Below are 20688 nucleotides of genomic sequence, written 5' to 3'. Positions count from 1 at the left end.
GCTGGGTGCTGCTGTGGGGCGTACCGGGGGAGCCTTCCCATCCGCAACGGGTGGGCAATCCGGCACTTTGTTAACTACTCGCGCGTACGTCTACGTTCAAGACCGGCCCTCTTCTCCGGGTGCCCGCCCACCGCGGCTCCACGCCCCCGGCACCACCCGTCCTGTGACCCCGGCGCGCCCCGACACCCGTTCCGGTACGTCCCCACCGACCCTCCGGTAACCACTACCGTCGACAGGGACGACGAGACGTACAGCGCCGTGCGTCTCACACCACGCAACGCGTCCGAGGTGAGATGTGAAGGCGATCCGCCGGTTCACCGTCCGTCCCGTTCTCCCCGAACCCCTCCGGCCGCTGAGCGACCTGGCGCGCAATCTGCGCTGGTCCTGGCATGCGGAAACGCGCGACCTGTTCCAGTCCGTCGACCCCGAGCGATGGGCGGCGGCCAAGGGCGACCCGGTGCGCCTCCTGGGCGGAGTGCGCCCGGCCCGGCTGGCCGAGCTGGCCGGCGACCGGCGGTTCCTGCGCCGGCTGACCGCGGTCGTCGACGACCTCGGCGACTACCTGACCGGCGACCGCTGGTACCAGCAGCAGGGCGACGGACTGCCCGCCGCGGTCGCCTACTTCTCCCCGGAGTTCGGCATCACCGCCGCGCTGCCCCAGTACTCCGGCGGCCTCGGCATCCTGGCCGGCGACCACCTCAAGGCGGCCAGCGACCTCGGGGTGCCGCTGATCGGGGTGGGGCTGCTGTACCGGCACGGCTACTTCCGCCAGAGCCTGTCCCGGGACGGCTGGCAGCAGGAGCACTACCCGGTGCTCGACCCGCACGAACTGCCCGTCACCCAGCTCAAGGAGGCCGACGGCGCCCCGGCCCAGGTCTCGCTCGCGCTCCCCGGCGGCAGGGCGCTGCACGCCCGGATCTGGCTGGCGCAGGTCGGCAGGGTGCCGCTGCTGATGCTCGACTCCGACGTGGAGGAGAACGACCTCGGCGAACGCGGGGTGACCGACCGGTTGTACGGCGGCGGCAGCGAGCACCGGCTGCTGCAGGAGATGCTGCTGGGCATAGGGGGTGTCCGGGCCGTGCGCACCTACTGCCGGCTCACCGGCCACCCCGAGCCCGAGGTCTTCCACACCAACGAGGGGCACGCGGGCTTCCTCGGCCTGGAGCGGATCGCCGAACTGTGCGCGCGGGGGCTCGACTTCGACGCGGCGCTGGAGGCCGTGCGGGGCGGCACCGTGTTCACCACGCACACCCCGGTCCCGGCCGGGATCGACCGGTTCGACCGGGAGCTGGTCGCCCGGCACTTCGGCCCGGACTCCGAACTCCCGGGCATCGACGTGCAGCGGATCCTGGCCCTCGGCATGGAGACCTACCCCGGCGGCGAGCCCAACCTGTTCAACATGGCCGTCATGGGGCTCCGGCTGGCCCAGCGGGCCAACGGGGTGTCCCTGCTGCACGGGCAGGTCAGCCGGGAGATGTTCGCGGGCCTGTGGCCGGGGTTCGACGCCGAGGAGGTGCCCATCACCTCGGTGACCAACGGGGTGCACGCCCCGACCTGGGTGGCCCCGGAGGTGCTCAGGCTCGGCGCCCGGCAGATCGGCTCCCAGCGGACCGAGGACGCGCTGACCGTCGGCGGCTCCGAGCGCTGGGACTCGGTGGCGGACATCGCGGACCAGGACATCTGGGAGCTGCGCCGCACCCTGCGCGAACAGCTCGTGACCGAGGTGCGCGAGCGGCTGCGCGCCTCTTGGCGGCAGCGCGGCGCCGGGGACGCGGAGCTGGGCTGGATCGACGGCGTCCTCGACCCCGACGTGCTCACCATCGGGTTCGCCCGGCGGGTGCCGTCGTACAAGCGGCTGACCCTCATGCTGCGCGACCGCGACCGGCTGATGGAGCTGCTGCTGCACCCGCAGCGGCCGATCCAGATCGTGGTCGCGGGCAAGGCGCACCCGGCGGACGACGGCGGCAAGCGTCTGGTGCAGGAGCTGGTGCGGTTCGCCGACGACCCGCGTGTGCGCCACCGCCTCGTCTTCCTGCCCGACTACGGCATGGCGATGGCGCAGAAGCTCTACCCGGGCTGCGACGTCTGGCTGAACAACCCCCTGCGGCCGCTGGAGGCCTGCGGCACCTCCGGGATGAAGGCGGCGCTCAACGGCTGCCTCAACCTGTCGGTGCTGGACGGCTGGTGGGACGAGTGGTTCCAGCCGGACTTCGGCTGGGCCGTGCCGACCGCCGACGGCGCCGGCACCGATCCCGACCGCCGTGACGACATCGAGGCCGCCGCCCTCTACGACCTGCTGGAACAGCGGGTGACCCCGCGCTTCTACGAGCGCGGACGGGCCGGGCTGCCGGACCGCTGGATCGAGATGGTCCGCCGCACCCTCGGCCGGCTCGGCCCGAAGGTGCTGGCCGGCCGCATGGTCCGGGAGTACGTCGACCGGCTGTACGCCCCCGCCGCCCAGTCGCACCGGGCGCTGACCCCGGACACGGCACGGGAACTGGCCGCCTGGAAGGCCAGGGTGCGGGCCGCCTGGCCCGGGGTGAGCGTCGACCACGTGGAGACGACGGCCACGACCGCCACCGCGGAACTGGGCACGACCGTGGGGCTGCGGGTGCGGGTGGGGCTGGGCGAACTGGAGCCGGACGACGTGGAGGTGCAGGCGGTCTCGGGCCGGGTGGACGCGGAGGACCGCATCACCGACGCCACCGCGGTCCCGCTGAAGCCGACCGGCGCCCCCGACCTGGAGGGCCGCCGCCTCTACGAGGGCCCGCTCTCCCTGGACCGCACCGGCCCGTACGGCTACACGGTGCGCATCCTCCCGGCCCACCGGCTGCTCACCTCGGCGGCCGAACTGGGCCTGGTGACGGTGCCCTCGCAGGACGCCGCGGAGGGAGCGGGGGTGCTGCTGCGCTGAGGGCGCCCGGGTCCGGCGGGCGGCGCGTCGCCGCTCAGGCCTCGTCGTACTCGGCGCACAGACGCTTCAGGACGGTGCCGCAGCGGCGGGCGTAGGCGTGCTGGAAGCCCCGGGTGGCGGGGCCGCCGGCGCGGGCGTACCACTTCCGCGGCCGGCTGAAGGCGGCGACGGTCAGCCAGACCGTGCCGTCACCCGTACGGTCGACCACGAAGGCCTCCTCGCCGCACTCGGGGTGGCCTTCGAGGGTGCCGTAGGCCCAGCCGGCCCGCCGGGGTTCCTCGGCGCTCCAGACGACACGGCAGGGGGCCTTGATGACGCCGGCCAGGGTGACCGTGACGTCCACGCCGGGGTCGGCGCGGTCGGCGCCGGCGTCGATGCCCACGCCCATGGCGCGGTGCATCTCCCAGGTCAGAACCGCCTCGGCGGCCCGGTCGAAGACCGCCGTTCCCTCGCCGAGGCGGGTGCGGACGAGCATCGGGCGGAAGCCGGGCGGGCAGACGGTCAGGTCGTCGCGCGTCGCGCCGACCGGTTCGTAGGTGAAGGGGGCCTGGGACATGGGTCAAAAGGGTAGGGCGGTACCCGGGACGACGTCCGACCGGGTACCGCCCGGCTCACCGGGCCGCCGTCACTTGACGTTGACGGCCGCCCAGGCGGCCGCGACCGTCTTGTACTCGGTGGGGGAGGGCGGTACCGGGCCATCCGCCCCGGTACCGCCCTCGTCCGGCTTCGCCGCGACTAGTTGACGTTCACCGCCGCCCAGGCGGCGGCCACCGTCTTGTACTCGGTGCTGGTGGAGCCGTACAGGGCCGACGCCGCGTTCAGCGTCGCCGTGCGGGCGCCCGAGTACTTCGTCGTCGACGTCATGTACGTGGTGAGCGCCTTGTACCAGATCTGCAGCGCCTTGGCGCGGCCGATGCCGGTGACCGTGGAGCCGTTGTAGGTGGGCGAGTTGTACGTCACGCCGTTGATCGTCTTCGAGCCGCTGCCCTCGGACAGCAGGTAGAAGAAGTGGTTCGCGACACCGGACGAGTAGTGCACGTCCTTGTTGCCCACGGTGGAGGACCAGTAGTCGGCGGAGCCGCCGTCCTTGCTGGGCTTGTCCATGTAGCGCAGCGGAGTGCCGTCGCCGTTGATGTTGATCTTCTCGCCGATGAGGTAGTCGCCCTTGTCGGAGGCGTTGTTGGCGTAGAACTCCACGCCGGTGCCGAAGATGTCGCTGGTGGCCTCGTTCAGGCCGCCGGACTCGCCGCTGTAGTTGAGACCGGCGGTGTTGGAGGTGACGCCGTGGCTCATCTCGTGGCCGGCCACGTCGAGCGAGGTCAGCGGGTGGGTGTTGCCGCTGCCGTCGCCGTAGGTCATGCAGAAGCAGCTGTCGTCCCAGAACGCGTTGACGTAGCCGCTGCTGTAGTGGACGCGGGAGTAGGCGCCGACGCCGTTGTTCTTGATGCCGTTGCGGCCGAAGGTGGACTTGTAGAAGTCCCAGGTCTCCTGCGCGCCGTAGGCGGCGTCAGCGGCGGCGGTCTGGTCCGAGGAGGAGCTGGAGGCCGCGCCCGTGCCCCAGATGTTGTCGGCGTCGGTGAACAGGGTGCCGGTGCCGGAGGTGCCGCGGGCCAGGTTGTACGTCTTGTGGCCGCCGCGCGTCGTGTCGTACAGCTGGTACGTCGAGCCCGACAGGTTGGTGGTGAGGCTGACCGACCCGGAGTACAGGGTCTTGCCGGTGCCGGTCGCGTTCTCGACGCCCTGGTACTCGTAGAGCTTCTTGCCGGTGGCCGCGTCGGTGATGACGTGGAGCTGGTTCGGGGTGCCGTCGTCCTGGAGGCCGCCGACCACCGTCTCGTAGGCGAGGACGGGCTTGCCGGAGCCGGCCCAGATCACCTTGCGCGCGCCGTCCGCCGTGGTCTTGGCGGAGCCCAGCGTTCTGGCGGCGCCCACGGCCTGCTTCTCCGCCTTGGCGGCGGTGATCTGCGGCTTGAGCGAGGCCACCTTCACGGCCGACTTGTTGGCCTTGGTGACGCCCTCGGCCTTGCCGGACTTGGCGGTGTGGACGATGAGGTCGCCGCCGAGCACGGGCAGTCCGCCGTAGGTGCGCTCGTAGCGGGTGTGCAGGGTGCCGTCGGCGTCCTTGACGACGTCCTTGACGACGAGCTTCTCCTTGGCGCCGAGGCCGATCTCCTGCGCGGTGTCGGCCGCGCCGGCCTGGGCCTTCTGGATGAGCGTGGTGCGCGCCGCGGCGGAGAGCTGCGTCGGGGCGGCCGCCAGCGGCTTCGCGGCGGCGGCCTCGGCCGCGTTCTGGGCGCTGGCACTGGTGGTCAGACCAGTGGAGAGCAGGGCTCCGGCGGCGACGGCGGTGGCGACGGCCAGAGTGGTGCGCTTGCGACGCGCGTAGAGGGGGCTCACAGAAGCTCCTTCTCGTGGGGGAGTCCGATCAGCGTGGGGTCACTGTCCGGAGGTGGTGATGGGAAGTTGCTGTGCTGCTGCGGCGGTGAGGGAAGAGTGGCACCAGGGGTGCGTACATGTCATGACCCTGATGTGATGTTGGCTCAAACCCGACTGTCCGATAATCGTTTCGGCAATGTGAACGGGCGCCGCCCGAGGGTGCGAACCCCCGGACGACGCCTTTGTTCTCCGGCTCGTGGCGAGCGGTTTACGGGAAGGTCAGCTTCCAGCTGTTGATCTTGCCCGTGTCATACGTGGCTTGATCCTGAACCTTCAACTTCCAGGTTCCGTTGGCCGACTCGGAGGAGGCGTTGACCGTGTAGGTCGCCTGGACGTTGTCCGCCGAGTCGGAGGAGGAGAAGTTCTTCAGGCGGTAGGAGGCACCAGACGGGCCGACCAGGTCGATCACCAGGTCGCCGCGCCAGGTGTGCGTGATGTCCACGCTCACCTGGAGGTTGCTCGGCGCGTTTCCGCTCCTGCCGGAGACCGTGATGCTGGAGGTGACGGCGGGACCGTTGTCCGGGATCGACACCGGGGTGGTGTTCTCGTACGAGGTGCCGCCGCCCCCGCCGCCGCCGGAGCGCGAACCGACCGCCACGCCCGCCCAGGCGTCCTGCACGGCCTTGTACTCGGCGCTGGTGGTGCCGTACAGCTCGCCGGCCGCCGCGAGCGTGCCGGTGCGCGCGCCCGCGTAGTTGGTGGTGGAGGTCCACTTGGTGGTCAGCGCCCGGTACCAGATCTGCAGCGCCTTGTCCCGGCCGATGCCGGTGACCGGGAGGCCGTCCGCCGTCGGCGAGTTGTAGCTGACGCCGTTGATGACCTTGGCGCCGCTGCCCTCGCTCAGCAGGTAGAAGAAGTGGTTGGCCGGGCCGGACGAGTAGTGGACGTCGACGCCGCCGATCCCCGAGTACCAGCTGTCCTTGGACGCGCCGTCCTTGCTGGGCTTGTCCATGTAGCGCAGCGGGGTGCCGTCGCCGTTGATGTCGATCTTCTCGCCGATGAGGTAGTCGCCGACGTCGGAGGAGTTGTTGGCGAAGAACTCCACGCCGGTGCCGAAGATGTCGCTGGTGGCCTCGTTCAGACCGCCGGACTCGCCGCTGTAGTTGAGGTTCGCGGTGTTGGAGGTGACGCCGTGGCTCATCTCGTGCCCGGCGACGTCCAGGGCTGTCAGCGGGTCGGCGTTGCCGGAGCCGTCGCCGTAGGTCATGCAGAAGCAGCTGTCGTCCCAGAAGGCGTTCACGTACGAGTTGCCGTAGTGGACGCGGGAGTAGGCGCCGACGCCGTTGTTCTTGATGCCGCTGCGGTTGAAGGTGCTCTTGTAGAAGTCCCAGGTGACCGCGGCGCCGTAGTGGGCGTCCGCGCCCGCGGTGGCGGCGTTGGACGTGGTGCCGTTGCCCCAGGTGTCGTTGGACTGGGAGAACAGCGTGCCGGTGCCCGAGCTGCCGTGGTTCAGGTTGTACGTCTTGTGGCCGCCGCGCGCCCCGTCGGTCAGAGTGTAGGTCGAGCCCGACTGGGTCGTGGTCAGCGTGACCTGGCCGCTGTACTGGGTGTTGCCGATGCCGTTCTTGATCCCCTGGAACTCGAACAGCTTCTTGCCGGTGGCCGCGTCGGTGATGACGTGGAGCTGGTTCGGGGTGCCGTCGTCCTGGAGGCCGCCGACCACCGTCTCGTAGGCGAGGACGGGCTTGCCGGAGCCGGCCCAGACGACCTTCCGCACGCTGTCCGCGGCCGACCGGGTGCCGCCGAGGGCCCTGGCCCGCTGGACGGCCTGCTTCTCGGCCGCGGCCTTGCGCACGGCCGGGGTGAGGCTCGCGACCTTCAGCGCGGCCCGGTTGGCCTTGACGACCGACTTCGTGGCGCCGGACCGGGCGGTCTCGACGACGAGGTCGCCGCCGAGCACCGGCAGCCCGGCGTAGGTGCGCTCGTAGCGGGTGTGCAGGGTGCCGTCGGCGTCCTTGACGACGTCCTTGACGACGAGCTGCTCCTTGGCGCCGAGGCCGATCGCCCGGGCCGTCGCGGCCTTCCCGGCGTCCGCGTGCCGGATCAGCTCGGTGCGCTGCGACGGGGTGAGCTCGAGGGCGACATGGGCCGGATCGGCCTTGCCGGCCCGCTGCTGGGCGGGGGCGGCGGTCGCGGCGCCGGACTGGACGGCCGCGGCGATGAGGGCGGCGACGCCGGCGAGGGCGACGGTGGCGGTACGGCGGTGCCCGGTGTGGGGGGTGCGTCTGCGAGAGGTGCTGCTCAACACTGACTCCTTCTGCATGACCGCGGGTCGCGCGGCCAGGGGAGACCGGACGGTGGGTTGGGACGTCCGGGCAGATCAGGGCGTTACGCGGAACCACGTGCAGGTGCGCGGCAAGCTCACCCGGTGCGTGCGAAGCTGTGCGTTCGCTGTGAGCCGGCCGTTGTGAAGAGTGACAGGGAATCACCTGACCTGTCAGGACCACGTCACGAACTTGGCCGGAAATCGTACGTAGTCCGGATATTCATGTTCGGTATACGAACCGTTGGCCGTGTGACGGGACTCCGGCCGGCCGCGCCGGACGCACCGGCCGGGCCGCCCGCGCCCCGCCGGATCAGCCGGCCGCGCCGTCGCCGTGCCAGGTCCGCCACAGGGACGCGTACGCCCCGTCCGCCCGCACCAGCTCCTCGTGCGTGCCCACTTCGCTGAGCCGGCCGTCCTCCATCACGGCCACCCGGTCCGCGTCGTGCGCGGTGTGGAGGCGGTGGGCGATGGCGATGACCGTGCGGGACTGGAGGACCGCGGCCAGCGCGCGTTCGGCGTGGCGGGCGGTGGCGGGATCGAGCAGGGCCGTCGCCTCGTCGAGGATCAGGGTGTGGGGGTCGGCCAGCACCACCCGCGCCAGCGCCAGTTGCTGGGCCTGGGAGCCGTCGGTCGCGTGGCCGTTCGGCCCGAGGACGGTGTCGAGCGCGGCGGGCAGGGCGCGCACCCAGTCGTCGGCGCCCACCGCCTTCAGGGCCGACCACAGCGCGTCGTCCGTGGCGGCCGGCTCGGCGATCAGCAGGTTGTCCCGGACCGTGCCGAGGAAGACGTGGTGCTCCTGGGTCACCAGCACCACCTGGCGACGCAGCAGTTCCGGAGCCAGGGAGGCGACCGGCACCCCGCCGACCGTCACCGAACCCGCGCTCGGGGAGTCGATGCCCGCGAGGAGCCTGCTGAGGGTCGTCTTCCCCGCGCCGGACGGACCCACCACGGCCAGCCGCTCACCCGGCCGCACCGTGAGGTCCACCCCGCGCAGCACCTCGCCGCCGCGCTCGTAGGCGTACCGCACCCCGCGCACGTCGATCCGGTCGTCCCCGGGGGCCGGGCAGACGCCTTCCGTCTCCGTCCGGGGCGCCTGCGCCAGCCCCTCGACGCGTGCGAACGACGCCCCGCTGCTCTGCAGTTGCTCCACCCGCATCAGGATCTGGTCCAGCGGCTCCGTGAACTGCCGCAGGTACAGGGCCGCCGCCACCACCGCGCCGACGCCCACCGCCCCGCGCTGGTGCAGCCAGCCGCCGAGCAGCAGCGCGCCCACCACGGGGACCGTGTACGTCACCTCGACCGCCGGGAAGAAGACGGTCCGCAGGTACAGGGTGTGGAAGCGGGTCCGGCGGGACCGCTCCAGCGCGTCCCGGCTCGCGGTGATCCGCCGCCCGCGCAGCCGGAAGGCCTCGACCGTGCGCGCGCCGGAAGCCGTCGACGCCACGATCTCGGCCACCTCGGAGTTGGCCGCGCCCTCCGCGAGGTAGCCGTCCCGGGCCCGGCGCAGGTACCAGCGCAGCGCCGGCCAGATCGGCGTCAGGCACATCACGCCGAACAGGCCCAGCAGCGGGTCGAGCGCGAACACCGCGCCCAGCACGAACAGGCCCTGCACGCTGTTGACGAGCAGGTCCGGGCCGACGTCCCGCAGGGTGGTGCCGACCGTCGCCACGTCGGCGGTGCCGCGCGCGGTCAGGTCCCCGGTGCCGGCCCGCTCCACCGTCGAGGCGGGCAGCGCCAGCACCCGGTCGACGTACTCCTCGCGCACCCGGGCCAGCGTCCGCTCCCCGAACCGGTGCCCGACGTACCGCGCCCAGCGCGCCAGCACCAGCTGGGCGAGCGCGCACACCAGGATCAGCAGCGCCGGCCCGTCCACCGCGTCGACCCCGTGCCCGGCCCGGACCTCGTCGATGATCCGCCCGACCAGCCACGGCCCGGCCAGCCCCGCCGCGGCCGCCGCGGCGTTGAGCACCAGCGCGGCGGCGAACGCCCGCCCGTCCGCCCGCACCAGCCGCAGGGTCGCCCGCCGCACCGCCGTCCGGTCCGCGACCGGCAGCAGCTCCTCGCCCGCCGTCACCGTACGGCCTCCTCGGTGTCCTGAGTGTCCGCGGCGTCCGGGGCGTCCTCGACGTCGCGCGCCACCAGCGCCCGGTAGCCCGGCTCCTCGGCCAGCAGCCGCCGGTGCGGGCCGCTCGCCGCCACCTTGCCGCCGGCCAGGAACAGCACCGTGTCGGCGCGGTCCAGCACCAGCGGCGACGTGCTCGTCACCACCGTCGTACGGCCCTCGCGCGCCTCCCGCAGCCGCGCGGCGACCGTGGCCTCCGTGTGCGCGTCCAGCGCCGAGGTCGGCTCCACGGCGAGCAGCACCTCGGGGTCGGCCAGCAGGGCCCGCACCAGCCGGATCCGCTGCCGCTGACCGCCGGACAGGCTGCGGCCCTGCCCGGCGACGGCCGAGTCCAGGCCGTCCGGCAGCCCCCGTACGACGTCCTCCGCGGCGGCGGCGAACACCGCCCGGCGCAGCGCGTCCTCACCGGCCGGCTCCGCCGCGGCCACCATCTCCCTGAGCGGGCCCGCGAACAGGTCCGCCTCGTTGTCGGCGACCAGGATGCGCGACCGCACCTCGGCCAGCGGCACCGCGTCCAGCCGCACCCCGCCCCAGGTGGCGTCGGTCGTCCCGTACCGGCCGAGCCGGTCCACCACCGCCGCCGCGTCGGCGGGACGCGCGGCGGCCAGCGCGACCAGCCGGCCGGCCGGCACCCGCACCCCGGACGCCGGGTCGTGCAGCTCGGCCGGTCCGTCCGGCGCGGGCAGCGCGCCCTCGTCCGGCTCCGGCTCCTGCCGCAGCAGCGCCACCACCCGGCGAGCCGCCACCACACCCCGGTTGAGCTGGTAGGTCAGCTCGATGAAGAACGCCACCGGCAGGATCAGCACCGCGACGTAGCCGTACACCGACACCAGCTCGCCGATGCTGATGCCGCCCTCGGCCGCCTGCCGCGCCGCCAGCCAGGTCACCAACGCCAGGAACAGGGTGGGCACGCCCATGCCCAGCGCCTGCACCCAGCTCGCCACCGCCCCCACCCGGTACCCCTGGGCGCGCAGCCGCCGCGAGTCGCCGCGGAAGGCGTCCGCGAACAGCCCCTTGCCGCCGAAGCCGTTGAGGACCCGCAGTCCGCCCGCGAGGTCACCGATACGCGCCGTCAGCACGCCCTGCCGCTCCCGGTACTCGGCCTCCGCGCCCTGCAGCCGCCGGGTCAGCGGCCCGGTGAGCAGCGCGATCACCGGCACCCCGAGCAGCACCACGGCGGCGAGCTGCGCCGAGATGGACAGCAGCACCCCGGCCACCACCACGTAGACCACCAGCGAGCCCACCCCGGGCCCGACCACCGTAAGCGCCTGCGAGATGGTCTGCACGTCACCGACCCCGATGGTGACGACCTCCCCGGCCCCGGCCCGGCGCGGCAGCGCCGCCCCCAGCCGGGCCGCGTGCTCCACGACCAGCTTCACCGTGCGGAAGTTGGCGTCCATCCGCACCCGGGTCATGGTGCGGTGCCGCATGATGCTCAGCCAGGAGTTCAGCCCGCCGAGCACGAGCATCACGCCGGCCCACCCGGCCAGCACCCAGGGCTTGCCCGGCACCAGACCGTCGTCCACCGCCCGCGACATCAGATACGGCTGCGCCGCCATCAGCACCATCCAGATGCTGCCCAGCAGCGCGCCCACCAGGGACCGCACGTGCTGGCGCAGCACCAGCCAGCCCAGGTAGTGCCAGCCGCCGCGGATGTCGGGTGTGCCCGGATCCTCGTACGCGTCGATCAACGCGCCGCCCCCGTCCTGTCGGTACCGCTACGCCAGACTGTCCCGCCACGCCCTGTGCAGATCCGCGAACCTGCCCGTGCCCGCGATGAGTTCGTCCGGGCTGCCGTCCTCGACGATCCGGCCGTGCTCCATCACCAGCACCCGGTCGGCGATCTCCACGGTCGACAGCCGGTGCGCGATCACCACGGCGGTACGGCCGCGCAGCACCGTGGCCATCGCCCGCTGCACCGCCCGCTCACCCGGCACGTCCAGGGAGCTGGTCGCCTCGTCGAGGATCAGCACCGACGGATCGGCCAGCAGCGCGCGGGCGAACGCCACGAGCTGGCGCTGCCCGGCCGAGATGCGGCCACCGCGCTTGCGGACGTCCGTGTCGTAGCCGTCGGGCAGGGCGCTGATGAACTCGTGCGCGCCGATCGCCTTCGCGGCCCGCTCGACGTCCTCCCGCGTGGCGTCGGGCCGGCCGATCGCGATGTTGTCGGCCACCGTACCGGAGAACAGGAACGCCTCCTGGGTCACCATGACCACCCCGCGCCGCAGCTCGGGCATCCCCAGTTCGCGCAGGTCGACCCCGTCGAGCAGGACCCGCCCGGCGGACGGGTCGTAGAACCGGGCGAGCAGCTTGGCCAGCGTCGACTTGCCCGCGCCCGTGGAGCCGACGACGGCGACGGTCTGCCCGGCCGGCAGCGTCAGGTCGAAGCGGGGCAGCACCTCGCCGCCGGTGCGGTACGCGAAGCTGACCCCGTCGAAGACCACCTCGCGGCCCGGGAGGTCGCTCTCCAGCGAGGGCAGCTCACGGGGCGCCGACGGCTCCGGCACGGACGGCGTCTGCGCCAGCAGCCCGGCGATCTTCTCCAGGGACGCCGCCGCCGACTGGTAGGAGTTCAGGAACATCCCGAGCCGGTCGATCGGGTCGTACAGCCGTCGCAGGTACAGCACGGACGCCGCCAGCACGCCCAGCTCCAGCGAGCCGGACGCCACCCGGTAGGCGCCCCACAGCACGATCCCGGCGACCGCCGTGTTGGCCACCAGACGGGAGCCGACCACGTACCGGGCCATCTCCAGCAGGGCGTCGCCGTTGGTGCGCTCGTGCCGCTGGTTCAGCACGGCGAACTCGGCGTCGTTCGCCGCCTCCCGGCGGAAGGCGCGCACCGGGCGGATGCCGTTCATCGTCTCCACGAACTTCACGATCACCGCCGCGATCGCCGTGGACCGCGCCCGGTACACCCGCCCCGCCCGCCGCTGGTACATCCGCACCAGCAGGTACAGCGGCACGAAGGAGGCCACCGCGACCGCGCCGAGGCCGAGATCCAGCCACAGCAGCATCGCCGAGATGTAGACGAAGGACAGCACGACGGTCACGAGCTCCTGCAGCCCCTCGTCGAGGAGCTCGCGCAGCGATTCGACGTCCGTCGTGGAGCGGGAGATGAGGCGGCCGCTCGTGTACCGCTCGTGGAAGTCGACGCTGAGGGCCTGCGCGTGTCGGAAGATCCGGCCCCGCAGATCCAGCAGCACGTTCTGGTTGACCCGCGCCGAGGCCTCGATGAACGCGTACTGCAGCCCGCCGGAGAGCAGCGCGCACAGCAGATATCCGACGCCCACCGCGATCAGCGGCCCGTGGTCGTGGTCCCGGAACGCCGGAACGGCCCTGTCGATGGCGTACGCGACCAGCAGCGGGCCCGCCTGCACGGCCGCCTGCTGGAGCAGCAGCAGGAGCGTGGTCACCGCGACCCGGGACCTCATGGGCGCGAGCAGCGAGCGCAGCAGCGCGGCCGTGGCGCCGGGCGGGGTGGGCAGGACGTCGTGGTCGAAGGGGTCGCCGTCGCCGGCCTCCCGCGTCCGCGGCCGGTCGTCGTCCTGCGTGGCCGGGGCGGCGGTCGTCGTGCTGGTCATCGGTTGTCCTCCCGGTCCCCGGCCGCCGCGCCCGACATCAGGTGCGCGTACTCGGCGTTCGTGCGCAGCAGTTCCTGGTGGGTGCCGACGGCGGCGATCCGGCCGTCCGACAGCAGGGCGACCCGGTCGGCGAGCAGCACCGTGGACGGCCGGTGCGCCACGATCAGCGCGGTGGTGTCGGCCAGCACCTGGCGCAGCGCGGCCTCCACGGCTGCCTCGGTGTGCACGTCCAGCGCGGACAGCGGGTCGTCCAGCACCAGGAACTCCGGCCGGCCGACCACCGCGCGGGCCAGGGCCAGCCGCTGGCGCTGCCCGCCGGACAGGCTCAGCCCCTGCTCGCCGACCTGGGTGCCGGTGCCCTGCGGCAGCGCGTGCGCGAAGTCGGCCTGGGCGACCGCCAGCGCCCGGTCCAGGTCCGCCTTCCCGGCGCCGTCCGCCGCGCCCATCAGCACGTTCTCGCCCACGGACGCCGAGAAGAGCGTGGGTTCCTCGAAGGCCACGGCGACCCTGGCGCGCAGCTCCTCGCGGGGCATGGCGGCGATGTCCACGCCGTTCAGGCTGATGCGCCCCGAGGTGACCTCGTGCAGCCGGGGGACGAGCGCGGTCAGGGTGGTCTTGCCGCTGCCGGTGGCCCCGACCAGGGCCATGGACTCACCGGGGCGGATGTGCAGGTCGATGCGGTCGAGCAGGGGCGGGGAGTCCGGGGGAGCGTCGGGGTAGCGGAATCGGACGCCGTGGAAGCGCAGTCCCGGTTCCGCCGCCCCGGCGCCGGCGTCGCCCGCGGCCGCCCCGGTGTCCTCCGGCTCCTCGTCCATCACCTCGAAGTACCGCTCGGTGGCGGTCGCCGCCTCCTGGCTCATGGCCAGCAGGAAGCCGATGGAGTCCACCGGCCAGCGCAGGGCGAGCGCCGTGCTCAGGAAGGCGACCAGCGTGCCCGCGGACAGCTCGCCGTCGGCCACCCGCAGCGCGCCGACCACCAGCGCCGCGCCGATCGCCATCTCCGGGAGCGTCACGATCACGCCCCAGATGGTGGCCAGCAGCCGCGCCTTGCGCAGTTCGGTGCCGCGCAGCCGGCCCGACAGCTCGTGGAACGCCCGCGCCTGGCTGCGGTGCCGGCCGAAGCCCTTGATGATGCGGATGCCGAGCACGCTCTCCTCGACGACCGTGGTCAGGTCGCCGACCTGGTCCTGGGCGCGCCGCGCCACCTCGGCGTAGCGCCGCTCGAAGACCACGCAGGTCCACAGGACCGGTACGGCGGGCCCGAGGATGACGAGGCCCAGCACCCAGTCCTGCATCAGCATGATCACCACGCCGACCAGGATCGTCACCCCGTTGACCAGCAGGAAGGTCAGCGGGAACGCCAGGAACATGCGCAGCAGCATCAGATCGGTGGTGGCCCGGGAGAGGAGCTGGCCGGACGCCCACCGGTCGTGGAAGGACACGGGCAGCCGTTGCAGCCGGCGGTACAGGGCCGCCCGCAGCTCCGCCTCCACGTGCGACAGCGGCCGGGCCACCAGCCAGCGTCTTATGCCGAACAGGACCGCCTCGGCGATGCCGAGCAGCAGCAGGCACAGCGCGCCGAGCCAGACACCCGCCGGGGCGCGGTCGGCGACCGGCCCGTCGACCATCCACTTCAGGACCAGCGGGATCACCAGGCCCACGCAGGAGGCGGCTATCGCGACGAACGCGGCCGTGAACAGCCGCGCCCGCACGGGCCGCACGTACGGCCACAGGCGCAGCAGGGTGCGGACGGCCGAACGCTCGGGGCGGACTTCTTCTGCGGTGGTTGCACGTGTCGTGGGCATCAGGGGTGAGCCTACGGATCGCCACTGACATCGCCCACCGAGTTTTGGCCGTACCCGGCTCCGCCGCTGGACCTACGACCTGCGGCTTCGCCGGTCCGGAACCACCGGGGGGAGCCGCCGTACGGCCCCCGCGCCGTCCGGCGCAGCGGCGCCCGCCGGGCGGCCCGCCGAGTACGCGGCCGCACCCCGCATCGGCCGATCGGACGATACGGCCGTCGCGGGACGGACGAGGTGCGGGGCGGGGGCGGGCAGCGCGCTCGCCCGGCCGTCCGGACAGACCGCGGGGCCGGGCGAACGGGCCGGCGGTGGGGCCGGGCCGGCCCGGGCAGGCGCCGGGGCCGATCTCCGCCGCCGGTGCTCACCCCGCCCGCAGGAACAGCACCGACCGGGCGGGCACCGTGATCGCCGTGCCCGCCGAGTGGACCGTGCCCGGCGCCTCGGACTGCTCCTCGCGCGAGGTGTCGACCAGCACCTCGTAGCGCTCCGCCCACGGCGGGCCCGGCAGCACGAAGGCCGTCGGGCGGTCGCCGGCGTGCAGCACCGCGAGGAAGCTGTCGTCCAGGACCGGCGCGCCCCGCTCGTCCCGGCCCGGGATGTCCTGACCGGACAGATACATGCCAAGCGTGGCGGCGGGGGCGTACCAGTCGCCCTCGGTCATCTCCTCGCCCAGCGGTGTGAACCAGGCCAGGTCGCGCAGCCCGGCCGCGGAGTGGGCGCGCCCGGAGAAGAAGGCCCGGCGGCGCAGCACCGGATGGCGGTGGCGCAGGGCGATCAGCCGGGAGGTCAGCTCGTACAGCGAGCGCCAGGCCGGGTCGTCCAGCAGGGACCAGTCCAGCCAGCTGATCTCGTTGTCCTGGCAGTAGGCGTTGTTGTTGCCGCGCTGGGTGCGGCCCAGTTCGTCCCCGGCGACCAGCATCGGCACACCGGTGGAGAGCAGCAGCGTCGCCAGCAGGTTCCGCAGCTGCCCGCGCCGCAGCGCCCGTACCCGCTCGTCGTCCGTCTCCCCTTCCGCGCCGCAGTTCCAGGAGCGGTTGTCGTCGGTGCCGTCCCGGTTGCCCTCGCCGTTGGCCGCGTTGTGCTTGCCGCCGTACGAGACCAGGTCGCGCAGGGTGAAACCGTCGTGCGCGGTGACGAAGTTGACGGAGGCGTACGGACGCCGGCCGCCCCAGGCGTACAGGTCGCTGGAGCCCGACAGGCGGTAGCCCATCTCCCGCACGTCGGGCAGCGCGTGGCGCCAGAAGTCCCGCACGGTGTCCCGGTAGCGGTCGTTCCACTCCGTCCACAGCGGCGGGAAGGCGCCGACCTGGTAGCCGCCCGAGCCGATGTCCCACGGTTCGGCGATCAGCTTCACCCGGCGCAGCACCGGGTCCTGGGCGATCACCGCCAGAAAGGGGGACAGCATGTCGACGTCGTGCATCGAGCGGGCGAGCGCCGCCGCGAGGTCGAAGCGGAAGCCGTCCACGCCCATCTCGGTCACCCAGTAGCGCAGCGAGTCCGTGATCAGGCGCAGCACCTGGGGCTGGACCACGTGCAGGGTGTTGCCGCAGCCGGTGTAGTCCGCGTACCGGCGGGCGTCGTGCTGCAGCCGGTAGTAGCCCCGGTTGTCGATGCCCTTCAGGGAGAGCGTGGGCCCCAGTTCGCCCGCCTCGGCCGTGTGGTTGTAGACCACGTCGAGGATGACCTCGATGCCGGCCGCGTGCAGCGCGCGGACCATCCGCTTGAACTCGCCGACCTGGCCGCCCGTCGTGCCCGACGCCGCGTAGGCCGCGTGCGGGGCGAAGTAGCCGATGGAGTTGTAGCCCCAGTAGTTCCTCAGACCCCGGCGCAGCAGATGGTCCTCGTGCGCGAACTGGTGGACGGGGAGCAGCTCCACGGCCGTGACGCCCAGCCCGGTGAGGTGCTCGAGCGCCGCCGGGTGGGCGAGCCCGGCGTAGGTGCCGCGCAGTTCCTCCGGGACGCCGGGGTGCAGCCGGGTGAAGCCGCGCACGTGCAGTTCGTAGATGACCGAGTCCGCCCACGGCGTCTTGGGGCGGCGGTCGTCGGACCAGTCGTCGTCGTCGTGGACGACGACGCCCTTGGGGACGTGCGGCGCGGAGTCCCGATCGTCCCGGACGGTGTCGGCGACATGCTGCTCCGGCCAGTCCCGGACGTGCCCGTAGACCTCCGGCGGCAGCCGGAACTCCCCGTCCACCGCGCGCGCGTACGGGTCGAGGAGCAGCTTGGCGGGGTTCCAGCGGGCACCGGTCCACGGGTCCCAGCGGCCGTGCACCCGGTAGCCGTAGCGCTGCCCGGGCATCACGCCGGGTACGAAGCCGTGCCAGATCTCGTGCGTCAGTTCGGTCAGCGGAACCTGGGTCTCCCGGCCCCGCTCGTCGAACAGGCACAGCCGGACCGCCTCCGCCCCGGCGGCCCACAGCGCGAAGTTGGTGCCCGCGACCCCGTCCGGGCCGACCCGGAAGCGGGCTCCCAGCGGGGTCGGCGCACCCGGCCACACGGGCGGCGCGGGCGGCTTGCCGCGACGGGCGCCGCTCACCGCGGCCGTCGCCGGCCCGCTCCCGGCGGCCGGCTCCTCGGCCCGTGCCCGCTGCTCGGCTGCGCTCGTCACCAGTCGGCCCCTCTTTCAGTGGCTCGCCCGCGGGGCGCAGCGCGCCGCGCCGAACGGCCGGGCGCGCGCCGGGCGCACGCCCGGCCCGCCCGGTGCGGCTGCGCCCCGGCGGCTCCGACGCGGGCTGGGGGAGCCCTCCCCGGCGGGGGGAAGGCTCCCCTTCGTGTCGTCCTCCCCACTGTTCTGCCCAGCGCGGGCGTCGCACTCACGTTTCCCCGGAGCGTGCCCGCTCGTTGAGTCCCATGTGAGGCACGCACAAGGACGCGCACGGCGCGCGGGGGCCGCGCTGGCCGCCGTACTGACATGGGTGGGACTGCTGGCCGGCTGCACCGCGGGCGGCTCCGGTGGTCTGGACATCGACCGGATGCTCGGCGGACCGCCGGCTCCGAAGGAGGCCATCCGGGTCACCCCGGAGGACGGCAGCACGGCCGTACGGCCGGGGGAGCGGCTACGGGTGAGGGTGCCCGCCGGGCGCCTGGAGAAGGTGAGCGTCGTGATGTCCCAGGACGCACAGGACGCCCCGGTACCCGGGCACATCACCGCGGACGGGCTGGGCTGGGAACCGGACGACGGACGGCTGGCGCTGGCCGCCAAGTACACCGTGGACGCGGTCGCCCTCGACTCCGAGGGCCGCCGCTCGGCCCGGCACACCACGTTCACGACGTATGTGCCCGAGGAGCGGTTCATCGGCTACGTCACCCCCGAGAACCGGGCCACCGTCGGCGTCGGGATGATCGTCTCCCTCTCCTTCAACCGGGAGATCACCGACCGCGCCGCCGTCGAGCGCGCCGTGCGGGTGCGGGCGAACCCGCCGGTGGAGATCCGCCCGCACTGGTTCGGCAAGGACCGGCTCGACTTCCGTCCCGAGCGCTACTGGAAGCCCGGCACCGAGGTCACCGTCGACCTCGGCCTCAGGGACGTGGAGGGCGCGCCCGGCGTCTACGGCCTTCAGGACAAGACGTTCTCCTTCACCGTCGGCCGCGGCCAGGTCTCCCGGGTGGACGCGGCGAAGCACATGATGGAGGTGCGGCGCGACGGGCAGTTGCTGGCGACCGTGCCGATCACCGCGGGCGCCCCGAAGACCACCACCTACAACGGCAAGATGGTGGTGATGGAGATGCTCGAGGTGACCCGCATGAACAGCCGGACCGTCGGCTTCGGCGGCGAGTACGACATCCCCGACGTCCCGCACGCCATGCGGCTCACCGACTCCGGCACCTTCCTGCACGGCAACTACTGGTCCCCGGAGGCCCCCGGCAACGTGAACGTCAGTCACGGCTGCGTCGGGCTCAGGGACGTCAAGGGCGGCGGCTCGGACACACCGGCGGGCTGGTTCTTCGACCGCAGCCTCATCGGCGACGTCGTCGAGGTCGTCAACAGCAAGGACAAAACAGTCGCTCCCGACAACGGGCTCGGCGGGTGGAACATGGCATGGAAGGAGTGGAAAGCGGGCAGTGCCGTCAAGTGAGCCGAACGGGTGAGGGGTTCGGGCCACGGCGGTCGGTTGAAGTTGCGACGGAACGGTGACCTTCGGCCGACTCCCCGGTCGAAACCCTGCGGTTACCATGCGCACACCAAATGTGGTGGGGAGCGGGCCTGACCTGGTCCGGCGAGGGGAGTGCAAGGTGGACGTGCGGCCGATATCGGGGGCGTCGGTGGGGGGCCGGAGGGTCGGCCGTAAGGGGTTGGTGCTGATATCCGGCGCTCTGCTCGTGGCCGTCACCGCGTGCGGCGGGGGCGACTCGCAGGCCGGGTCCGGAACGGGGAACGGGAAGGGCCAGGACGCCGGCGCGCGGCAGAGCGAGCAGTCCACGGCCGCCGTCAGCATCTCGCCCAAGTCGGGGGCCACCGGCGTCGACACCAGCGGCGCCCTGAAGGTGAGCGTCGCCAAGGGCAAGCTGACCGAGGTCGTCGTCAAGGACGCCAAGGGCGCGAAGGTCGACGGCGCCGTCACCGCCGACGGCGCCGCCTGGAAGCCGTCGACCCATCTGGCCGCGGGCACCAAGTACAGCGTGCACGCGGTCGCGAAGGACTCCGCGGGCCGGGAGGCCGCCGAGGACTCCAGCTTCACCACGCTGACCCCGCGGAACACCTTCGTCGGCTACTTCACCCCCGAGGACGGTTCGACCGTCGGGGTGGGCATGCCGTTCTCCGTCCGCTTCACCCGGGGCATCACCAGCCCGGCGGACGTCGAGAAGGCCATCCGCGTCAGGACCGAGCCGGCCGTCGACGTCGAGGGGCACTGGTTCGGCAACGACCGCCTGGACTTCCGCCCGGAGAAGTACTGGAAGGAAGGCACCAAGGTCACCGTCGACCTGAACCTCGACGGCGTCGAGGGCCGCGACGGCGTCTACGGCAAGCAGCGCAAGACCGTGAAGTTCACCATCGGCCGCAACCAGGTGTCCGTGGTGGACGCCAAGAAGCACACGATGAAGGTCACCCAGGACGGCAAGGTCGTCAAGACCATCCCGGTCACCACCGGCAAGCCCGGCTACGACACCTGGAACGGCCAGATGGTCATGAGCGAGAAGCTCGCCGTGACCCGCATGAACGGCGAGACCGTGGGCTACGGCGGCGAGTACGACATCAAGGACGTCCCGCACGCCATCCGCCTCACCAACTCCGGCACCTTCATCCACGGCAACTACTGGGGCGGCGGCGCCTTCGGCAACTACAACGCCAGCCACGGCTGCGTCGGCCTGCGCGACGTGCGCGGCGGCTACGACAAGGGCGTGCCGGCGGCCTGGTTCTTCAACCACTCGATGATCGGCGACGTGGTCGTCGTGAAGCGCTCGCACGACCGGACGGTGGCCCCGGACAACGGGCTCAACGGCTGGAACATGTCGTGGGAGGACTGGAAGAAGTGAGCCCGGCGCGGGTGCGCTGCGCTGATCGCGCAGTTCCCCGCGCCCCTTCGGGGCGCTTGTGACGGACGGCACCGCGTCAACCGCCGTTAGCC

General features: G+C 72.8%; 11 protein-coding genes. 3 read left to right on the top strand and 8 right to left on the bottom strand.

Translation table 11 applies throughout. From position 1 onward, the window contains the following. The first annotated feature begins 295 nt into the window (after nucleotides 1-295). Complete coding sequence (locus tag ACFYU0_RS29580) at nucleotides 296-2914, top strand: glycosyltransferase family 1 protein (protein ID WP_389305094.1); 2619 nt, start codon at nucleotides 296-298, stop codon at nucleotides 2912-2914. Between the two features lie 34 nt (nucleotides 2915-2948). On the opposite strand, the gene ACFYU0_RS29575 is transcribed toward ACFYU0_RS29580, so the two are convergent. The 8 genes from ACFYU0_RS29575 to glgX form a co-directional block, all read right to left on the bottom strand. Beyond that, nucleotides 2949-3470, bottom strand: a complete 522-nt coding sequence (locus ACFYU0_RS29575; RefSeq protein ID WP_389305092.1) for a DUF1990 domain-containing protein — start codon at nucleotides 3468-3470, stop codon at nucleotides 2949-2951. A gap of 179 nt (nucleotides 3471-3649) precedes the next feature. Continuing rightward, entirely contained in the window at nucleotides 3650-5311 is a 1662-nt protein-coding gene (locus ACFYU0_RS29570; RefSeq protein ID WP_389305090.1) for a M4 family metallopeptidase, read from the bottom strand. Between the two features lie 247 nt (nucleotides 5312-5558). Beyond that, entirely contained in the window at nucleotides 5559-7598 is a 2040-nt protein-coding gene (locus ACFYU0_RS29565) for a M4 family metallopeptidase (RefSeq protein WP_351664591.1), read from the bottom strand. 328 nt (nucleotides 7599-7926) lie between these two features. Beyond that, nucleotides 7927-9690, bottom strand: coding sequence for an ABC transporter ATP-binding protein (locus tag ACFYU0_RS29560; protein ID WP_389305088.1), 1764 nt, complete (start codon nucleotides 9688-9690; stop codon nucleotides 7927-7929). Then, complete coding sequence (locus ACFYU0_RS29555; RefSeq protein WP_389305086.1) at nucleotides 9687-11429, bottom strand: ABC transporter ATP-binding protein; 1743 nt, start codon at nucleotides 11427-11429, stop codon at nucleotides 9687-9689. Before ACFYU0_RS29555 ends, ACFYU0_RS29560 begins: the two co-directional genes overlap by 4 nt. Before the next feature lie 27 nt (nucleotides 11430-11456). Continuing rightward, entirely contained in the window at nucleotides 11457-13319 is a 1863-nt protein-coding gene (locus ACFYU0_RS29550) for an ABC transporter ATP-binding protein (RefSeq protein ID WP_389305084.1), read from the bottom strand. Beyond that, on the bottom strand, nucleotides 13316-15124 hold the full coding sequence (locus ACFYU0_RS29545) for an ABC transporter ATP-binding protein (protein ID WP_389305082.1): 1809 nt from the start codon (nucleotides 15122-15124) through the stop codon (nucleotides 13316-13318). The genes ACFYU0_RS29550 and ACFYU0_RS29545 overlap by 4 nt, the downstream gene beginning before the upstream one ends. A gap of 358 nt (nucleotides 15125-15482) precedes the next feature. Beyond that, the gene (gene glgX / locus ACFYU0_RS29540) at nucleotides 15483-17729 is read right to left on the bottom strand and encodes a glycogen debranching protein GlgX (protein WP_389305080.1); all 2247 of its coding nucleotides are present in this window, start codon (nucleotides 17727-17729) and stop codon (nucleotides 15483-15485) included. A gap of 244 nt (nucleotides 17730-17973) precedes the next feature. Between glgX and ACFYU0_RS29535 the strand changes: the two genes are divergently transcribed. Then, nucleotides 17974-19197 (top strand): Ig-like domain-containing protein, encoded by a 1224-nt coding sequence (locus ACFYU0_RS29535; RefSeq protein ID WP_351664579.1) that lies wholly within the window; start codon nucleotides 17974-17976, stop codon nucleotides 19195-19197. Nucleotides 19198-19354: 157 nt separating this feature from the next. Continuing rightward, nucleotides 19355-20596 carry an Ig-like domain-containing protein gene (locus ACFYU0_RS29530; RefSeq protein ID WP_389305077.1) on the top strand — a complete coding sequence of 414 codons (1242 nt, stop codon included), beginning with the start codon at nucleotides 19355-19357 and terminating at the stop codon, nucleotides 20594-20596. Nucleotides 20597-20688 lie beyond the last annotated feature (92 nt).

The sequence above is a fragment of the Streptomyces sp. NPDC003720 genome (assembly GCF_042875075.1).
In the GTDB taxonomy this organism is placed as follows: Bacteria; Actinomycetota; Actinomycetes; order Streptomycetales; family Streptomycetaceae; genus Streptomyces.
Note: the sequence above shows the minus strand (reverse complement) of the source record. Positions and strands in the feature narration are given on the sequence as shown.